This is a genomic window from Streptomyces sp. NBC_01232 (genome assembly GCF_035989885.1).
Taxonomy (GTDB): Bacteria; Actinomycetota; Actinomycetes; order Streptomycetales; family Streptomycetaceae; genus Streptomyces.
The window spans coordinates 3,686,724-3,703,833 of the sequence record NZ_CP108518.1 but is presented as its reverse complement, the minus strand read 5'-3'; the positions used below and the strand labels follow the sequence as shown (position 1 = coordinate 3,703,833).

Here is a 17,110-nt window from a genome sequence, read left to right as displayed (position 1 = left end):
GTGGCTCATCTCATCAACTCACCCGCGTTGACCAGCAGCGACTGGCCGGTTATCGCCCGGGCCCGGTCCGAGGCGAGGAACACGGCGGAGTCCGCGACGTCCCCGTCGGTGGCGAGGTCCGGCAGCGCCATCCGCTCGGTGAGGCGGGCGTGCACCTCGGCCTCCGGGACGCCCTCGGTGTGGGCGGTGAAGGTGACGAAGGCCTGGACGGGCGGGCCCCACATCCAGCCGGGCAGCACGGTGTTGACGCGGATCCGGTGCGGACCGAGCTCGCGGGCCATGGAGTACATGGCGGAGGTCAGCGCCCCCTTGGAGGCGGCGTAGGCGGCCTGCTGCACCTCGTTCGGCGCGGCGACCGCGGACTGCGTCCCCACGATCACCACGGCCCCGCCCCGCTCCTTGAGGCCGGGCAGGCAGGCCCGGGTCATGCGCAGGGTGCCCAGCAGGTTGACGTCGATGATCTGCTGCCAGGTCCCGAAGTCGGCGTCCTCCAGCCCCCCGAAGTACGAGTCCCAGGCGGCGACGTGCACGACGGCGTCGATCCGGCCGAAACGCTCGCGCGCGAGCGCGGCGAGGGCCTCGCACTGCGCCTCGTCGGTGATGTCGGTGGCCAGGTGGGCGGTGCGGGTCCCCTCGGGGTCGATCTCGGCGGCGGACTTGGCGAGATTCGCCTCGGTCCGCGCCCCGAGCACGGCGTTCCCCCCGTCCCGCACGACGGCGGCGGCCACCTGATGCCCGAGCCCGGCCCCGACGCCGGAGACGATGACGGTCTTCCCTTGCAGCAACACGACGGACCTCCGGGACGCGACACATCTGACGGCCCGTCAGGCTACGGCGCGGGCGCGCCGGTGTGAAGAGCCATGACGCGCGGCGCCCGCTCACGCCCTCTCTCCGGATCCGGCGAGCAGCGGCCGAGGAGATCGGGCGGCTCAGCCCGCAAGGTCGTCGCGAAACGGAGCCATCCCGGGCCCCCGGTCGAAGCAGGACTTCCGGCGTGACCGGTCGAAGCCTGCCGAGATTCCACAGGGAGGAGTGTTCGGATTTTGGTGGTCGGATTTTGGTGGACCCACCCGTCGATTGCCGGCGCTGCCACCTCCGCCTGGTGGTCGGCACCGGGATAGGCGAAGGAATCGATGACGACGAGGAGGTGTCCTCCGGCATTGCGCGAAAGCTCTGCGGCGTGGAGCGGAAGTCCGTACGCAAGCCGTGCGGCGTCCTTCCGGTGGATGTGGCCTGCCGGAAGGCGCAAGTGCAGACGTTGGTCCCTCTGGATGGCTCTCGACGGCGCGGACCCGGACTCTTCCGTGTGCGCCGAAACATCGGCGGCGAGGCCGATCCCGCCCTTCACGAACCTGTACTTGCAGCGCATGCCGCTTTCAGGGATCGGCCTGGAACGCAGCGCAACCTGCCGCTTCACGTGCTCACCTTCCTATGGCGGGGCGGGCGGGCGGAATCTACTGTTCAGTGGCGCGCACATCCCGCCATGCGAGAACGCGGTGCGGGGTCATCGGCCTGGCCCGGCCTGGTCCGGCCCGGTCCGGTGTGGTCGAGCCGGGCTGCGTTGCAGCGGCAATCACGCCTCTCCCCGGCCACGGCCACGGCCACGGCCCCGTCCCCGCCCCGGACCCTTCCGCGTCGACGGCCGATGTCGTTCGGGGGATCATCGGAGATGACCACAGCCTCGTGGTGAGGATTCACGGCACGAGCCTAGGACGTGAGGCCATGTCACTCCCGCACCCTTCCGGCCCGCCCCGGCACGCGCGGCTGTGGGCCCTGCTGGCCGTGGTGTGCGCGCTGCTCGCCGCGGCGACCCTGGTGGCCGAGGGCATCATCGGCGGGCTGCTCGTCCTCGTCGTCGGCGTGGCCGGGGCCGCGCTCACCGCCATGGGGACCTGGTGGGTGGTGTCCCATCGCGGTGCGGTGCGGCTGGCCGGGACGCTGCTGATGGTGGGCGCGCCGGTGGCGATCCTGCTCATCTACGCCCGGGCGGACCTCTGGCCCATCGCGCTGCTCGCCATCGCACTGTGGGCAGCCGCCGTGGCGTGTGCGCGGAGCGCGCTGCGTGCGGTGCGCAGACCCGACGGCATGCGGGCGGTCGCGCGCGACGCCCCCCGGCATCCGGTGCTGATCATGAATCCGAAGTCCGGCGGCGGGAAGGTCGGCCGCTTCGGCCTGGTCGAGAAGAGCGAAGCGCTCGGCGCCCGCGTGGTGCTGCTGGACACCGAGGTCGTCACGGACGTCGCCGCCATCGCCCGGCAGGCGGTGGCCGACGGGGCGGACCTGCTCGGGGTGGCGGGCGGCGACGGCACGCAGGCCCGGGTGGCCGCGGTGGCGGCCGAACACGACCTGCCGTTCCTCGTCATCTCCGCGGGCACCAGGAACCACTTCGCCATGGACCTCGGACTGGACCGTGAGGACCCGGCCCGGTGCCTGGACGCGCTGGCCGACGGGGAGGAGCTCAGGGTCGACCTGGGGTTCGTGGGCGGCCAGGCCTTCGTCAACACGGCCTCCTTCGGCGTCTACGCCGAGATCGTGCAGCGGCCGGAGTACCGGGACGCCAAGGCGGACTCGGCGCTGGCCGCGCTGCCCGACCTCCTGCTCGGATACGCCGGCACCACCCTCGACGCGGTCACCGACGAGACGCGTCTGGAGGCCCAGCAGGCACTGCTGGTCAGCAACAATCCGTACTCCTCCCCCGAACCGATGGGCGCCCGCAGGTCCCGGCTCGACCTCGGCGTGCTGGGTGTCGTCGGGATCCGGGTGAACAACGCGGCCCAGGCCGCCGACGTCGCGCTCCGCGGGGCGCGGGCGGCGGGCCTCCACGTGCTGGCCTCCCGCCAGGTCGTCGTCCGATCGGACGCGGAGCGCATCGCGGTCGCCGTGGACGGCGAGGCCCTGACCATGCCCACGCCCGTGACCTGCACCGTCCGCCCGGGTGCGCTGCGCGTACTGGTGCCCAGGCTCCGCCCGGGCGCCCCGGCGGCCGCTCCGCCCATGGAGTGGAACGAGGTCCTCGCGCTGGCCTTCAACCGGACCGGGCCGGGCCCGTCACCGTCCGGCTGAAGCCCCGGCGGGGTCCGGGGCCCGGGATGCCCGACCCGCCGTGCGGCGTCACAATGAGCCTTACCCGGCGTTCGCGTCGTGCCGCGGCGGTCCCGTCGTTCGCGTCGCACCCGTCGTCCCGGTCGTGCCCGGTGTTCGCAGCGGATTGGAGAGACGTCCGTGAAGGACCTCAAGTTTGAGAAGAAGAGTTCCCTTTCCCGCCTCGAGGCCGCCGATCAGCTCTCCGCACTGGCGGAGGCGCTCCGGCACGGCGGCAACGCCGAACTGGAACTCGGCCCCGGGACGATGAGCCTGCGGGTCCCCGATGAACTCCGCACCGAGATCGAGGTCGAGGTCGGCGACGGGGAGATCGAGATGGAGATCGAACTGAAGTGGTCCACCGCGCAGGCCGAGGCCGCGTGACAGTGCCCGCGGACGGCCCGGGGCCGGGGCCGGGGCAGGCTCCCGGGCAGGTTCCGGAGCCGGAGGCGGGACGCGGCGACTACACCGGCGCCGTCTACGGCTCGCTGCTCGCCGCCTCCGTCGTGGTCGGCGCCGGAACGCTCGGCAAGTTCCCGCGGCTGGAGCTCGTCCTGCTGCTCCTGGGCACCGGTGTGGTGTTCTGGGCCGCGCACGTCTTCGCCCGCCTCTTCGGGGCCCGCATGGTGCACCACCTGAGCTGGGGCGTGGTGCGCCGTACGTCCAGGGAAGAGTTCCCGATCATCAAGGCGGCCGTCCCGCCGGCCGTTGCCGCGGCCGTCGCCCCCTGGCTCGGCCTCGGGCCCCAGGGGATCGCCTGGCTGGCGCTCGCCGTCGCCCTGATCGGACAGGTCGGCTGGGCCACCGTGGCCGCCAGCCGTGCCGGCGCCTCACGCCGCCTGATGCTGCTGGCCGGCGCGATCAACCTGTTCCTCGGGCTGCTCATCGTGCTCCTCAAGGTCGCGCTCCAGCACTGAACCCCCCTGCGTACTCCTTCAGCGCCACGCGCAGACGGCCCACGCCCTCGGTGATTTCGGCAGGGGTGTGCGTCGTGAAGGACAGCCGCAGGGTGCGGGGGTCCGGGGCGTCGGCGAAGAAGGGGGCGCCCGGGACGAAGGCGACGCCGTGCGCGACCGCCGTCTTGAGGAGGGCCGTCGCGTCGTGGCCCTCCGGCAGGCGGGCCCAGAGGAACATGCCGCCCTCGGGCAGGTTCCACGCGCAGTCGGCCGGCAGGGACCGGCTCAGTGCCGTCTGCAGGGCGTCACGGCGCTCGCGGTAGGCCGTGCGGACCGTGGCTATGTGCGCGTCGAGGTCCACCGCCCGGAGGTAGTGCGCCGCGGCCAGCTGGTCCACCGTCGAGGTGTGGAGGTCGGCCGCCTGCTTCGCGACCACCGCGGCCCGCCGCAGCGCCGCCGGCGCGCGGAGCCAGCCCAGGCGCAGCCCGGGGGCCATGACCTTGGAGAAGCTGCCGAGCAGGGCCGTACGGTCCTCCGCCCCCGGGTGCGCGGCGAGCCACGGGACGTCGGAGCCCTCGTAGCGGAGTTCGCCGTACGGGTCGTCCTCCACCAGCCACAGCCCGAGCCGTGCCGCGGTGTCCGCCACCGCCGCCCGGCGGGCGGCCGGGAGGGTGCGTCCGGTCGGGTTCTGGAAGGTGGGGACGGTGTACAGCAGCTTCGGCCGCTCGCGCGCGACGACGTCCGCCAGCGCGTCCGGGAGAATGCCCTCCGCGTCGCAGGGCACGGCCACCACCCGCGCTCCCGCCAGCCCGAAGCACTGCAGCGCCGCGAGGTAGGTGGGGTTCTCGACCAGGACGACGTCACCGGGTTCGATCAGGGTGGCGGCGATGAGGGTGAGGGCCTGCTGGGAGCCCGAGGTGATGAGTACGTCGTCCGGGCCGGTCGGCAGCCCGCGCGCCGTGGCCCGGGCGGCGACGGCCTCGCGGAGCTCGGGTGCGCCCTCGGTGGTCGAGTACTGGAGCGCGCGCCGCGCGGACACCGCGAAGGCGGCGTCGTACGCGGCCCGCAGGCCCTCGGTGTCGAAGAGCTCGGGGGCGGGGAGGCCCCCGGCGAGGGAGATGATCCCGGGCCGTTCGGTGAGCGCGAGGATCTCGCGCACGGGGGACCCCTCCACGGAGGTGGCGCGGGCGGCGAACGCGGGCGGCGGTGCGGCGGCGGCAGGCACGGCAGAGGACACGGGCAGCTCCTTCAGGAGGCGGGTGCGCGCATCGTAGCGAGGGAAAGTTGTAGACGGCATGTATGTATCAAGTGGTGGACCCCGGCGCCCGGTCGAAGCGGATACCCCCGCGACCCCTCCCCATCTGATGCTGCATCAGCTAGACCGTTTCCCATGACGACAGGAGAGCAGGACCGCGACAGCGGCGGCAGCGACCGCGAGCACGACCAGCCCGGCACCCGCGTCGACGACTACGCCGAGCTGGCGGCCGTCGGCCCCTACGGCGTCCGCCCCGGCCACGCGCTGATCACCATGGTGGAGCCGCACCCGGGCCACGAGTACGCGTACAACCGCTGGTACGAGGACGACCACTACTACGCCGGCGCCATGGCCATGCCGTGGATGTACGCGGGCCGTCGCTGGGTGGCCACCCGCGAACTGCAGGAGCTGCGCTACCCCGAGAAGTCGGCCGTCGCCCAGCCCGTCACCGCCGGCTGCTACATATCGACGTACTGGGTCACCGAGGGCCGCTACGACGAGCACATGAAGTGGACCGTCGGCATCAACAAGCGGCTGAACCGCGACGGCCGGGTCTACCAGGACCGCACCCACGTGTTCACGTCCTTCCAGGACCACGCGGCCACCGTCTACCGCGACGGCGCCGCCGGCCCACGGGACTACCACGCCCTGGACCACCCGTACGCCGGCCTCGTCCTCCAGGTCATCGACGCCGACGGCCCCGAGCAGCGGGCCGAGTTGCTGGAGTGGCTGCGCTCGCGCGCCCTGCCGAAGCGGCTGCACGGCGGTCCGGCCGCGATGGTGACGGTCTTCCGGCCCACGCCGCTGCCCGGTGACCGGATGACGTACGTCAAGCAGGTGGAGGGGGTTGACACCCGCCTCACGCTGCTGTGGTTCCTCCAGGAGGACCCCCGGACCTGCTGGGACCGTTTCCTGGGGCTGGACGCGGAGGTCGCGGAGGCGGGGCTGGGGCGGGTGGAGCTGGTGGCGCCGTTCGTCCCGACGGTGCCGGGGACCGACCGGTACGTCGATCAGCTGCGCTGAGAGAGCCGACGGCGCGGCGGGCATGGCCGAGCCCCCTCGGCCAAGACGGCGGGTCGGTCGAGAGGGCTCAAGTCAGTGGTGCAGGTGAAGCGGGTGATGCAGGCGGTGCTGGTGCTGCAGGCAGTTCTGGTGATGCAAATGCTGCTGGTGCTGCTGGTGGTGCAGAAGCCGGTCCGGCCGGGGGTGGTGCCGGCTGCGGGGCCCGAACGGTAGCGAAGGGGCGGACGGTTGGGGCGCGCCGTGATCTTCAGGCGAGGCGTCCCAGCCGGCCCTCGGTGACGTCGGCGACGAACGAGGTCCAGGAGCCGGGCGCGAAGGTGAGGGACGGTCCGTCCTGCACCTTCGAGTCGCGGACGGCGATGGCCTCCATGACGGGCGACTTGACCTCGACGCAGGCGCCGTTGGCGGAGTAGGAGGACTTGATCCAGTTGTCCGTGGCGCCCTGGCGAATAGCCATGTTTCTCTCCGGTGAGCGAGTAGTTCCGGTGGTTCCGGTGTCCTGTCGGCCAATTTTCCGGCTGACCTGATCGACGCTACCGGCAGCTCCTGACAGGTGAAGGGACCATTCACCCGACCGGGTGGCATATTCCATTCAAGCCTTATGTGGCTGGGGAGTGACGGTGTACCGTACCGACCCGCTCGTCGCCCGCCCGGTGGATCTCGCTCACATCCCGGGCCTAAGCGGTCTTGTCGGCATATTGGTCGATGATCCCCGAGATGAACTCGCGGGTCTGGTCGACGTTGAGGGCCTGCGCACGCAGGTGCTCGTACATCACGCTGTACTTCTGCACGTCGTTGGCCTTCTCCAGGTACAGGTCGCTCGTCACGCCCTCGATGTAGACGACGGTCGAGTCGGACGCGTCCGGGAACTCCAGGATCGCGTACTGGCCGTTGACGCCCGGATGCGCGCCCAGGTCGAAGGGCATCACCTGCACGGTGACGTGCGGCTGCTCCGACTGCTCTATCAAGTACTCGAGCTGCCGGATCATCAGCTGGGCGTCGCCCACCCGGCGGCGCAGCGCGGCCTCGTCGATCACCGCCCACAGGCGCAGCGGTCCCAGATCGGGGTTGTTGTTGTCCGTCTCGGAGAGACGCTTCTGGCGGTGCATGCGGACCTGGACGCGCTTGTCCACGTCGGCAGGGGCGGTCTCCGGCCAGGCGCCGCGAACGAGGGACTGCGCGTACTCCGTGGTCTGGAGCAGCCCCGGGATGACCAGGGGCTCGTACGTGCGCAGGCTGGCGGCGTCCGTCTCCAGGCCGATGTAGACGCTGTACGGGATGTCGCCGAAGGCGTGCCACCAGCCCTGCTGGCGGGAGTCCTTCGCCATCTGCATGAGCGAGTCGATGAGGCGGCGGTCCTCGACCTCGTAGACGTCGCACAGGTCGCGGACGTCGCGCTGGCTGATGGAGCGGCGGCCGTTCTCCAGTCGGCTGATCTTCGACTGGGAGACGAGGAGGCGCTCGGCGACCTGTTCGGCCGTCATGCCCTTGTCCTCGCGGAGCTTGCGCAACTCCATGCCCAGTCGGCGGCGTCGGACGGTGGGATTGACATTGGACGCCACGTGAACGGCACCTCCGCCTTCTTCTGTCGTTGCAGCTGTCTCTCTGCGTATCTGGTCTTGAGCAGACTGCCACCGAAGCGGGCGGTGCCGCTGGGGAACCCCGGAAACACAGACGCGCGGGGTGGCGGGGCCGGCGAACCGGCCCCGCCACCCCGCGCGCTGGTGGCTCCCGGACCGCGTCCTCGCGGACGTCGGTCCTGGCGGTGGCGTTGCGATGAAGCGGTGGACCGATGGATCAGGTGATCCGGGCGATCCGGTGGATCAGGTGATCCGGTGGAACGGGCGATCCGTTGGAACGGGACGGATCAGTGCGCGGCCGCGCGGGCCATCGCGCCCGTCCGGCGCGGCTGCAGCGGGACGCTGCTCGCCGTGGCCCGGGCCGGCGGTGCGGGTGCGCGGTCACGGCGTGGCTGTGCGGCCACACCGTTCTGGACGTCCATCACGGCATGCGCCACGAGTCCGCCCATCGGGTCGTGCCGGATCAGATCCCGCAGCCGGGACCTGGACGACCGCCCCTCGTTGCCGGGGTACAGGTGCTTGCCGAGTCCGACCGCGTGGGCCAGTGCGGCAAGCGCCGCGGTCCGCGGGTCCGGCGGTACGCCGGTGCGGATCGCACTGTCGAGCCGGGCTCGGATCTCCCGGCTGATCTCCGTGTCCGTCGCTTGGTAGCGAGTCGTCGGCAACACTCCGCACATCTGTCCTGCGACGGCATGAACCATGCCGCAGCGCTCCAGATGAGCGAGGTAAATCTGGCGGAGCCCCAGCCGGGGTCCGCCGATCCAGTGGACGGCCCGAACCGGGCTGCCGCGCCTGCGCAGCAGTTCCAGTGCGGAGTCCAGAGTCGGATCTCCTGTCGGCCGTGGCATCACCACGGCGATACGATCCCCATCAGGGGCTATCCGTCCTGCCAGAGCCAGCTCCACTAGCTGTGCCCCGGCCAGGCCGAGGTCGAGCGACTGCGGCTGCGCCGTGGTACCCGTGGCCGGGTCCAAGGCGAGCAGCAGAAGCTCCTCCGGAATTGTTCTGCGGCTCCTGCCCATCCATGCCTCCCCGCGTGGATGAGTGACAGGGTGACGCCTCTCACATTCATCTGTCGAGAGCGCGTGGCCGCTTTGTGGGGGAACCCGCAGCTATGTCGTTCTCGTCTGGCACGGGGGCGATGCTCCCTAGACGGGACACTGTTAGACATTCGGACAGCCGGACGTGGCGGCGATGGAGGAGGCACGGTGGCGGGCGAGTCCCCCGACAAGTCGGTAGATGAAGGAGCGCCGGGGGCGGCGGAGTCGTCCGCGGAGCGTGACCCGAGGCTGTCGGTGTTCCGGCCGCGGGATCCCGAGGGCGGCGCGGCAGCCGCTCGTGCCGGTTCCGGTGCGGGTGCCGGTTCCGGTGCTGTGGCTGGTGTCGACGTTGAGGCCAAGGCCGAAGCCGAGGCTGAGGCCGAGCCCGAGGTCGCAGTCGAGCCCGAGGGTGAAGTCGAGCCTGCGGCCGAAGCCGCGGCCGAGGCTGAGGCTGACGCTGAAGCCGGGCGCGAGGCCGGCGGGCGGGATGCGCTGCGCGATGCGGTGGCGGCTTGGGTCGCTTCTGCCGACGGCGCCGAAGACACGCAGGGCGAAGCCGAGGGTTCCGCTTCGGTGGACGCCGAGGTGGACGCAGGCGAGGCCGACGCCTCCGGGTCCGGCGCGCCGGATGCCCGCACCGAAGCGGCGGACTCCGAATCCACCTCCGAATCCACCTCCGATTCCGCTGCCGATTTGGGTTCCGCTTCTGGTTCCGATGCCGCCCCGGCCCCGGTCGTCGAAGCGAAGCCCGCCGAAGCCGGGCCTGCGGCCGCGAAGCCCGCGGACCGTGAGCGCACCGCCGTCTTCCGTGCAGTGAAGCCTGCCGAGGCGAAGCCGGCGGCCGAGAAGCCGAAGGCCGACGAGCCCGCGGACAGTGAGCGCACTGCCGTCTTCCGTGCGGTGAAGCTGGATTCCGCTTCGACCCCCGCCCCGGGGCCGGGGCCGAAGCCCGCCGAAGCCGGGCCCGCGGCCGGGAAGTCGGAGGACAGCGAGCGCACTGCCGTCTTCCGTGCCGTGAAGCCTGCTTCCGGTTCCGGTTCCGGTTCCGCCTCCGCTTCCACCCCGCCCCCGGCCAAGCCCGCTGCCGGGACCGACGAGCCCGCGGACAGCGAGCGCACCGCCGTCTTCCGTGCCGTGAAGCCCGCTTCGGCTCCCGCTCAGGCCGATGAGGCGAAGCCCGCCGCCGGGACCGACAAGCCCGCGGACAGCGAGCGCACCGCCGTCTTCCGTGTCCCGAAGGTGGATGCGCTCAAGGCGGAGACCCCGAAGCCGGCCGCCGCCAAGCCGGCCACGGCCAAGCCCGCCACCGCGAAGCCGTCCCTGGCGAAGCCGGCGGAGGCCAGGTTCACGCCGACCACCCCGGCCAAGCCGGCGACCCCTGCCAAGCCCACCGAGTCCAAGCCCACCGAGTCCAGGCCCGCGGCCGAGGCGTCCAAGGGCAGCACCTTCGTGCCGCTGCGCCCGGAGGGCATCGCGCCGACGCCCGCCGCCGGGCAGCTGCCCAAGCCCCCGCTCCCCGCCTCGCGTTTCGACCGGATCGACCAGGCCGAGCGGACCACGCAGCAGCCGCTGCCGCCCAAGCCGCCGCTCGACATGCTGGCGGACCTGACGAACAACCCGCCTCCGCCGCCGAGCCCCATCCGCACCGCCGTCCGGCGGTTCAAGATCTACGCGCCGCTCGTCGCGCTCCTGGCGATCATCCTCGCCGTCGTGCAGCTCGTACGCCCGCTGCCCGAGCCGACGCTCGTGATGACCGCGAAGTCCTCGTACACCTTCGACGGCACCAAGCCCCAGCTGCCCTGGCCCTCCGAGGGCCAGGCGTACATGGCGGCCGCCGGCCTCGGCACGCTCGGCCAGTCGGGCGAGCAGAAGCCGGTGCCGATCGCGAGCGTCACCAAGTCGATGACGGCGTACATCATCCTGCGCGACCACCCGATCAAGAAGGGTGAGCAGGGCCAGATGATCGACGTCGACAAGACGGCCGAGACCGAGGGCAAGAAGAACGACTCGGTCAACAACGAGTCCACCCTCGACACGGTCAAGGAGGGCGACAAGATCTCCGAGTACGACGCGATCGCCGCCCTCATGATCCCGTCGGCCAACAACATCGCGCGGCTGCTCGCGCGCTGGGACTCCGGTTCGCAGGAGGCGTTCGTCAAGAAGATGAACGACACCGCCAAGGAACTCGGCATGACCAACACCACGTACACGGACCCCTCGGGCCTGGACGCGACCACGGTCAGCACCGCCGAGGACCAGGTGAAGCTGGGCCTGAAGCTCGTCGAGATCGAGACGCTGCTGGACATCACCAAGAAGCCGAGCTGGGTCGACCCGTCGGGCAAGAACTGGCCGAACTGGAACCGCCTGGTCCCGTACAACGACTCGCTCGGCATCAAGACCGGTACGACGACCAAGGCGGGCGGAAACCTCCTCTTCGCCGCGCAGAAGAAGGTCGGCAACACCAATCAGCTGATCGTCGGAGCGGTCCTCGGACAGCACAAGGCGCCGATCATCGACACCGTCATTGCCGCGAGCAAGCAGCTGATGCTCGGGACCCAGAAGGCGCTCCAAGGCGCGACGGTCGTGAAGAAGGGCGACGTCGTGGGCTACGTCGACGACGGGCTCGGCGGCCGGACGCCCGTAGTCGCCACCGCCGACGTGCAGGCGGTCGGCTGGGCCTCGCTGACCGTCGACGTCAAGCTCTCGAACGGCGGCGGCACGGTGCCGCAGACCGCGACGGCCGGCACCGAGGTCGGCGTGCTGACCGTCGGCGAGGGCGCCAGCCAGGTCAAGGTGCCGGTGGCGCTGCAGGACGACCTCGCGGCGCCGGGAATCGGCAGCAAGCTGACGCGCGTCGGCTGACATCCGGTGAGAGCGTGGATCCGGCGCCCCGGGCAACCTCGGGGCGCCGGGCCGCGTCTTGGCCCGCGGGAAGTGTGGACTCATGTGTGTTGGGGAGTGCGGCAGTGACCACCGCTGAGCAGCAGGGCCGACGCGGGGAAGCCGTCCCGCCGGGCTCCGGCAACGGCGGCGCCTCCGGGGTGTCCGCGCCTCCGGGGCCTGCGACGCCGTCCGCGACCACCCTTGCCGTGCCCGTCTCCGCCGTCTCCGTGCCCGCTTCCGCCTCCGCTTCCGCGTCCGCCGCGTCCTCCGCATCCGCCTCCGCCGGGCCCGGCCGCACCAGGCCGTCCCGCGCCCTCGACCCGCTCCGCCGCCACCCCGTGGCCGTCGCCACCGTCCTCGCCGGGCTGCTGCACGTCGTCTGGTTCTTCAGCTTCGCCAACAGCGGCGGTGACCTCGCCGCCCAGGACGCCTGGGCCGAGTTCGTCGGCCGCCATCCCGACTCGGCGTACAACCTCGCCTGGTACGGGGGCATGCACCCCGTCTCGTACAGCGTGGTCTCGCCGTACCTCATGCACATGCTCGGCGTCCGGACCACGATGATGATCGCCGGGACCGTCTCGGCCGGGCTGCTCGCGCTGATCCTGACCCGCTGCCGCGGTGCCGTGCGCGAGCCCCTGTGGCCCGCCCTGGCCGGGGTCTACGGGCTGCTCTGCAACGCCCTCTCGGGCCGCGTCACCTTCGGCCTCGGCGTGATGTTCGCGCTCGGTGCCGTCGCCGCCGTGTTCTGCTGGCCCCGCAAGTGGGCGGAGCGGCGCTGGGCCAAGGCCGCGGTGGCGGCCCCGCTGGCCGGCCTCGCGACCGCCGCCAGCCCGGTCGCCGGCCTTTTCCTCGGGGTGATCGCGGCCGCGCTGTTCCTGAGCCGGCGGCGCCCGGGTGCGTACGCGCTGGGGCTGGCTCCCGTGGCCGTTGTGGGGCTGTCCGCCTGGCTGTTCCCGTTCTCCGGGACACAGCCGATGAAGCTGGGCTCGGCCGCGCTGCCGTTCGTGTTCGCGCTGCTGATCCTGTTCCTCGTACCGAGGCGGTGGAAGACCGTCCGGATCGCCTCGGCCGTCTACGCCTTCGGGGTCTTCCTCACCTGGGCGATCGACTCCCAGGTCGGCTCGAACGTCACCCGGATGGTGATGCTCTTCGGCGGGGTCGCGCTGCTCGCGGCCCTCCCGTACGAGCTCCCGCGCTCGCGGCGCCGGTACGCGGTGCTGATCGCCTTCATCGGGCTGAACGCCTGGATCACCACCAACAGCATCACGGACATCGTCCGCACCACCCCCCTGGCCGCCTGGAGCCGCGAGCTGGCCCCGCTCGTCGACCAGCTGCAGAAGGCGGGCGCCGACCGCGGCCGGGTCGAGGTGGTCCCCGCCAGCAGCCACCGGGAGTCCTCGGCCTTCCCCTCGTACGTGAACCTCGCGCGCGGCTGGAACCGGCAGGCCGACCTGGAGCGCAACCCGCTCTTCTACGACGACACCCTCACCGCCGACAGCTACCGGGCCTGGCTGGACCGCTGGGCCGTGCACTACGTGGTGCTGCCCGCAGACAAACCCGACTCGGGCGGGGAGGACGAGGCGAAGCTGGTGCGCGAGGGGGTCCCGTACCTCCAGCAGGTGTGGGGCGACGCGAACTGGCAGCTCTTCAAGGTCCAGGAGCCCACCGACCTGGTGTCCGGGCCGGCGACGGTGGTGCGGGCGAGCGCCGACCGGCTGGTCGTCGACGTGAAGCGGGCCGGACGGGTGCTGGTCCGGATCCCGCACTCGCCGTGGCTGGGGCTGGTGGACGCGGAGGGCAGGCCGGTGGCGCCGCCGCAGGAGACCTTCGCCTCGAAGGCGCGGGGCGGGAGCGGGGACGGCGGCGCGCTGCGGAAGCAGTACGCGAACACGGCGGGATGCCTGTTCAAGGCCGCTCCGGACGACACCGGGGACGTGTGGACGGAGCTGCTGGCGCCGGCGCCGGGGGAGTACCGGGTGGCGGCGAAGTACCAGCTGCCGCGGGGGACGCCCTGCCCGGAGGACCTGGTGCACCAGACGCTGGGCCAGCCGAACCGTCCGGCTCCGCCGCGTCCGTGATCCAGGATCCGGCCGGACTCCGTGACCGGACTCCTGACCGGTTCTTGATCGGCTCTTGATCGGAATTCTTTGCACATCGGTCCGGGTGCGATGGCCCGTATATGTGCATACGATCCGAGTAGTCCGATTGGGTGCTTCCCGAAGGAGTTGACGACGGGATGAACAAAGAGCAGAAGCGGGACGTCCGGGCGGCCATCGCGAAGGCGCAGGAGCAGGCGCAACCGCCGCGCTCTGCGGGTCACGGCTTCGACGGTCCGGTACGGAGCAAGGTCAAGGGCGGGCTGCACACGAAGGCCGCGCTCAAGCGGGCCGGCACTCCCCAGGGGGACCGCATCGGCGAACGCAGCAGTGGCCTGAGCTGACCTGAGCTGACCGTGATGGCACAGCCCTTCCGGCGCGGCCGGAAGGGCTTCGTGCGTCCTGATGCCGTATACGACGCAATCTGGCCTGATCCAGTGCGATCCGGCCGGATCCCGCCGGTCGCACGCCGGGGCCGCCGCATTACCGTGAGCTGACCATGAACGACATGCAGCGCGGCGAGCGGCTGCGGCCGCGCCTGCGGCTGCCCGCCTGGACCTCGACACTGACCTGGAAGGCCACGGTCTTCATCACCCTCATGTGCTGCGGACTCGCGGCACTGCTGGGCTGCCTCGTGCACGGCGCCATGACCCGCCAGACCGTGGGCACGGCCCGCGAGAAGGCGCTGATCAGGCTGGAACGGACCATCGAGGCGTACGAGGCCGGCGCACGCATGCCGCGCGGCGAGGGCATCGACCCTGCGGGCCTGCCCCCGGAGCTGCGCGCCCTCGCCGTCGGCGGCAAGCGCGGCACGGCCGTCGGCAGGCATCGGGGCCGCCCCGTGATGTGGGCGGCCGGGCCCGCCGCCCAGGGCACCGCGATAGCCGTCTCCGTGGACTTCCGTGCCAGCGAGCGGACCATCGCCGAACTGGACCGGGCCATCCTCGGCTCCTCCGGCCTCGCCATCGGCGGCACCCTCCTCGTCGGCGCGTTCGTCGTCACCCGGATCACCCGGCGGCTCCACCTGACCGCGCAGGTGGCCCGCCGGATCAGCGCCGGCGACCTGGACGCGCGGGTCGACGACGGGACCCGCAGCCGCAGCAAGGACGAGGTGGCGGCGGTCTCCCGGGCCCTGGACACCATGGCCTCGTCGCTGCAGGGCAAGCTCGAGGCGGAACAGCGGTTCACGGCGGACGTCGCCCACGAGCTGCGCACCCCGCTGACCGGCCTGAACGCGGCCGCCGAGCTCCTGCCGCCCGGCCGCCCGGCCGAACTCGTACGCGACCGGGTGCAGGCGATGCGCTCACTGACCGAGGACCTGCTGGAGATCTCCCGGCTGGAGACGCGCAGCGAACGCGTGGAACTGGACTCGCACGACCTGGCCGGCCTGGCGGCGCGCACGATCCGGGCCTCCGGCACCGACACCGCCCTGGAGGTGCGCGGCTCCCTGCGGGTGGACACCGACCGCCGGCGCCTGGAGCGGATCCTGGGCAACCTCGTGGCCAACGCGCACCGTCACGGGGCTGCCCCGGTCACGCTCACGGTCGACGGCCGGACCCTGACCGTGACGGACTCGGGTCCCGGCTACCCGGAGTACCTGCTGACCGGCGGCCCGCAGCGGTTCCGTACGGAGGGCACGAACAAGGGCCACGGGCTGGGCCTGACCATCGCCGCCGGCCAGGCACGGGTCCTCGGCGCCACCCTCACCTTCCGCAACGGGGTGGCGGGCGGCGCCGAGGCCCGCGTCACGCTTCCAGGGCCCGCAGCACCGGGAGCAACTGCGCCTCCTCGCCGTCCAGATGAGCCTCCAGCTCCCGGCTCATCCGTTCCACGCGCTCGCTGAACCCGGCGCCGGGCGCATCGAGTGCCCGTACCAGTTCCTCCTGGAGCCGGGCGATGGCGGCGTGTTCGGCGCCGATCCGCCGGAAGAACTCCCGCATGTGCGGATGCTGTTGCTCCAGGTACGGGAAGAGGCCCGCGTCCTCGCTCTTGTGGTGGAACTCCAGCGAATGGCAGAACGCCAGGCAGTGCTGCCGCAGTTGCAGCCCGAGCGAGGCCGCCCCGCCGCCCTGCGGCTCCTTGCGCGCGAGATCCCGTACGAGGGCCAGCTGCGCCCGCAGCCAGCCGTGCACGTCGAGCAGCTTCCCGGCGATCCCGCCCTCTTTGGGGGCCGCCTCGTGCGTGCGCTGGAGTGCGACGACGGGAATGACCCGCCGGGTGCGCGCCTGGTACTCCCCGTACCCGGGCTCCGCACGGACGATCCGCGCGAACAGCTCGTCCCGCAGGGCGCCTTCGGCGGGCACGGCGACGGCCTCGTACTCCTCGGTCCCGGTCTCGACCTGCACGAGGGGCCGCGCGAGGAGGTTGCGGTACCAGTCGGGATGCCGGTCGGCCCCGCCGGCGGACCCGACGACGAGCAGCCCCCCGCCCTCACGGGCAAACCCGAGCGGGGTGGTGTGCGGCTTCCCGGACCTGGCTCCGGTGGTGGTGAGCAGGATCAGCCCGGATCCCTCGAAGGGCCCGCCGACGCGGCCGGCGTTCGCCCTGAACTCTTCGATGACGGTGTGATTGAACGATGACATGGGGTGTGGATGTCCTCACGGTGTGTGTGCGTGCGACGGCAGCGAAACAACCGAGGGAGATCACCCGTAGCCGGTGGCGCAATGGCCCATGACCCGGTCCTTCAACAAACAGGTGCCTGCCCAACCACCGCCCGGCCCACATCTCAGTAGGCGGCGTCACGCGACACGCGTGCCATGAAACCACAACGCGAAGAGGCCCCCCAGCCGATTTCGACTGAGGGGCCTCGTCCGTGCCCTCGGCAGGATTCGAACCTGCGACACCGGCTTTAGGAGAGCCGTGCTCTATCCCCTGAGCTACGAAGGCGGGGGCTTGTCGAAAACCTTGCCGGAAACCCCAGAGGGATCACCCGAGCCGCTTCGGCAAGCGTGCTGGTCAGATGACGTGCGTCCGCCCGGATGGAGCTGCCCTCGCGGACACTTTCCCCGGCACACGCCTGGTAGCCGTCTGACCGCTGACAGCCTAGCGGATCGTGCTGGGAGTGGTCGCACGGATTGCCGCAGGCGCGGGTCCGGGGCGAGGGCATGGTCGTGACCTGGGGGTTCTGAGGGGCCGGGCGGCTTGGGCGCGGAGGCTGGGTGCGTGGTGAGGGCGCGGTAGACAGCCGCGGTGTCCGTTCTGTCTGCTTGCCCCCTGTGGAGGCGTGAATGGGCGACGGCCGCACCCTGGGGTGGGT

At 71.8% G+C, this 17,110-nt stretch carries 15 protein-coding genes and 1 tRNA gene; 9 read left to right on the top strand and 7 right to left on the bottom strand.

Translation table 11 applies throughout. The annotated features are described in order from the left end of the window. Positions 1-5: 5 nt before the first annotated feature. Entirely contained in the window at positions 6-788 is a 783-nt protein-coding gene (locus OG444_RS16975; RefSeq protein WP_327262978.1) for an SDR family oxidoreductase, read from the bottom strand. Between the two features lie 934 nt (positions 789-1,722). Between OG444_RS16975 and OG444_RS16970 the strand changes: the two genes are divergently transcribed. The 3 genes from OG444_RS16970 (at position 1,723) to OG444_RS16960 (ending at position 3,998) form a co-directional block, all read left to right on the top strand. Then, positions 1,723-3,063, top strand: coding sequence for a diacylglycerol/lipid kinase family protein (locus OG444_RS16970; protein ID WP_327262977.1), 1,341 nt, complete (start codon positions 1,723-1,725; stop codon positions 3,061-3,063). 159 nt (positions 3,064-3,222) lie between these two features. Further along, positions 3,223-3,465, top strand: a complete 243-nt coding sequence (locus OG444_RS16965) for an amphi-Trp domain-containing protein (RefSeq protein WP_327262976.1) — start codon at positions 3,223-3,225, stop codon at positions 3,463-3,465. A gap of 2 nt (positions 3,466-3,467) precedes the next feature. Further along, positions 3,468-3,998, top strand: a complete 531-nt coding sequence (locus tag OG444_RS16960) for a hypothetical protein (protein ID WP_405792719.1) — start codon at positions 3,468-3,470, stop codon at positions 3,996-3,998. Here OG444_RS16960 and OG444_RS16955 read toward each other — a convergent pair. Beyond that, positions 3,976-5,214 (bottom strand): aminotransferase-like domain-containing protein, encoded by a 1,239-nt coding sequence (locus tag OG444_RS16955; RefSeq protein ID WP_405789334.1) that lies wholly within the window; start codon positions 5,212-5,214, stop codon positions 3,976-3,978. The two genes, OG444_RS16960 and OG444_RS16955, sit on opposite strands and share 23 nt — an antisense overlap. A 153-nt stretch (positions 5,215-5,367) precedes the next feature. On the opposite strand from OG444_RS16955, the gene OG444_RS16950 reads away from it, so the two are divergent. Further along, positions 5,368-6,255, top strand: a complete 888-nt coding sequence (locus OG444_RS16950; RefSeq protein ID WP_327262975.1) for a hypothetical protein — start codon at positions 5,368-5,370, stop codon at positions 6,253-6,255. Positions 6,256-6,330: 75 nt separating this feature from the next. Then, the gene (locus OG444_RS16945; protein WP_327262974.1) at positions 6,331-6,468 is read left to right on the top strand and encodes a hypothetical protein; all 138 of its coding nucleotides are present in this window, start codon (positions 6,331-6,333) and stop codon (positions 6,466-6,468) included. 34 nt (positions 6,469-6,502) lie between these two features. Here OG444_RS16945 and OG444_RS16940 read toward each other — a convergent pair whose 3' ends face one another. From OG444_RS16940 to OG444_RS16930, 3 genes are all read right to left on the bottom strand, one after another. After that, positions 6,503-6,712: a DUF397 domain-containing protein gene (locus OG444_RS16940; protein ID WP_030706854.1), complete on the bottom strand. Its 210-nt coding sequence runs from the start codon at positions 6,710-6,712 to the stop codon at positions 6,503-6,505. A 220-nt stretch (positions 6,713-6,932) separates the two neighbouring features. Then, positions 6,933-7,817 (bottom strand): helix-turn-helix domain-containing protein, encoded by an 885-nt coding sequence (locus OG444_RS16935; RefSeq protein WP_327262973.1) that lies wholly within the window; start codon positions 7,815-7,817, stop codon positions 6,933-6,935. Between the two features lie 305 nt (positions 7,818-8,122). Next, positions 8,123-8,857 (bottom strand): GOLPH3/VPS74 family protein, encoded by a 735-nt coding sequence (locus OG444_RS16930; RefSeq protein WP_030390041.1) that lies wholly within the window; start codon positions 8,855-8,857, stop codon positions 8,123-8,125. A 351-nt stretch (positions 8,858-9,208) separates the two neighbouring features. On the opposite strand from OG444_RS16930, the gene OG444_RS16925 reads away from it, so the two are divergent. The 4 genes from OG444_RS16925 to OG444_RS16910 all read left to right on the top strand — a co-directional run bounded on the left by OG444_RS16925 (position 9,209) and on the right by OG444_RS16910 (position 15,697). Beyond that, on the top strand, positions 9,209-11,737 hold the full coding sequence (locus OG444_RS16925; RefSeq protein WP_327262972.1) for a D-alanyl-D-alanine carboxypeptidase: 2,529 nt from the start codon (positions 9,209-9,211) through the stop codon (positions 11,735-11,737). 104 nt (positions 11,738-11,841) lie between these two features. Further along, positions 11,842-13,836, top strand: a complete 1,995-nt coding sequence (locus OG444_RS16920; RefSeq protein ID WP_327262971.1) for an MFS transporter — start codon at positions 11,842-11,844, stop codon at positions 13,834-13,836. A gap of 158 nt (positions 13,837-13,994) precedes the next feature. Beyond that, positions 13,995-14,198: a hypothetical protein gene (locus OG444_RS16915; RefSeq protein WP_327262970.1), complete on the top strand. Its 204-nt coding sequence runs from the start codon at positions 13,995-13,997 to the stop codon at positions 14,196-14,198. Between the two features lie 155 nt (positions 14,199-14,353). Then, positions 14,354-15,697, top strand: a complete 1,344-nt coding sequence (locus tag OG444_RS16910) for an ATP-binding protein (protein ID WP_327262969.1) — start codon at positions 14,354-14,356, stop codon at positions 15,695-15,697. Here OG444_RS16910 and OG444_RS16905 read toward each other — a convergent pair. Both OG444_RS16905 and OG444_RS16900 read right to left on the bottom strand, forming a co-directional pair. Then, a complete protein-coding gene (locus tag OG444_RS16905; protein WP_327262968.1) occupies positions 15,600-16,436 on the bottom strand; it encodes a nitroreductase/quinone reductase family protein in 837 nt (278 codons plus the stop codon). The two genes, OG444_RS16910 and OG444_RS16905, sit on opposite strands and share 98 nt — an antisense overlap. Positions 16,437-16,667: 231 nt before the next feature. Beyond that, positions 16,668-16,740 (bottom strand) — tRNA-Arg (locus OG444_RS16900). Positions 16,741-17,110 lie beyond the last annotated feature (370 nt).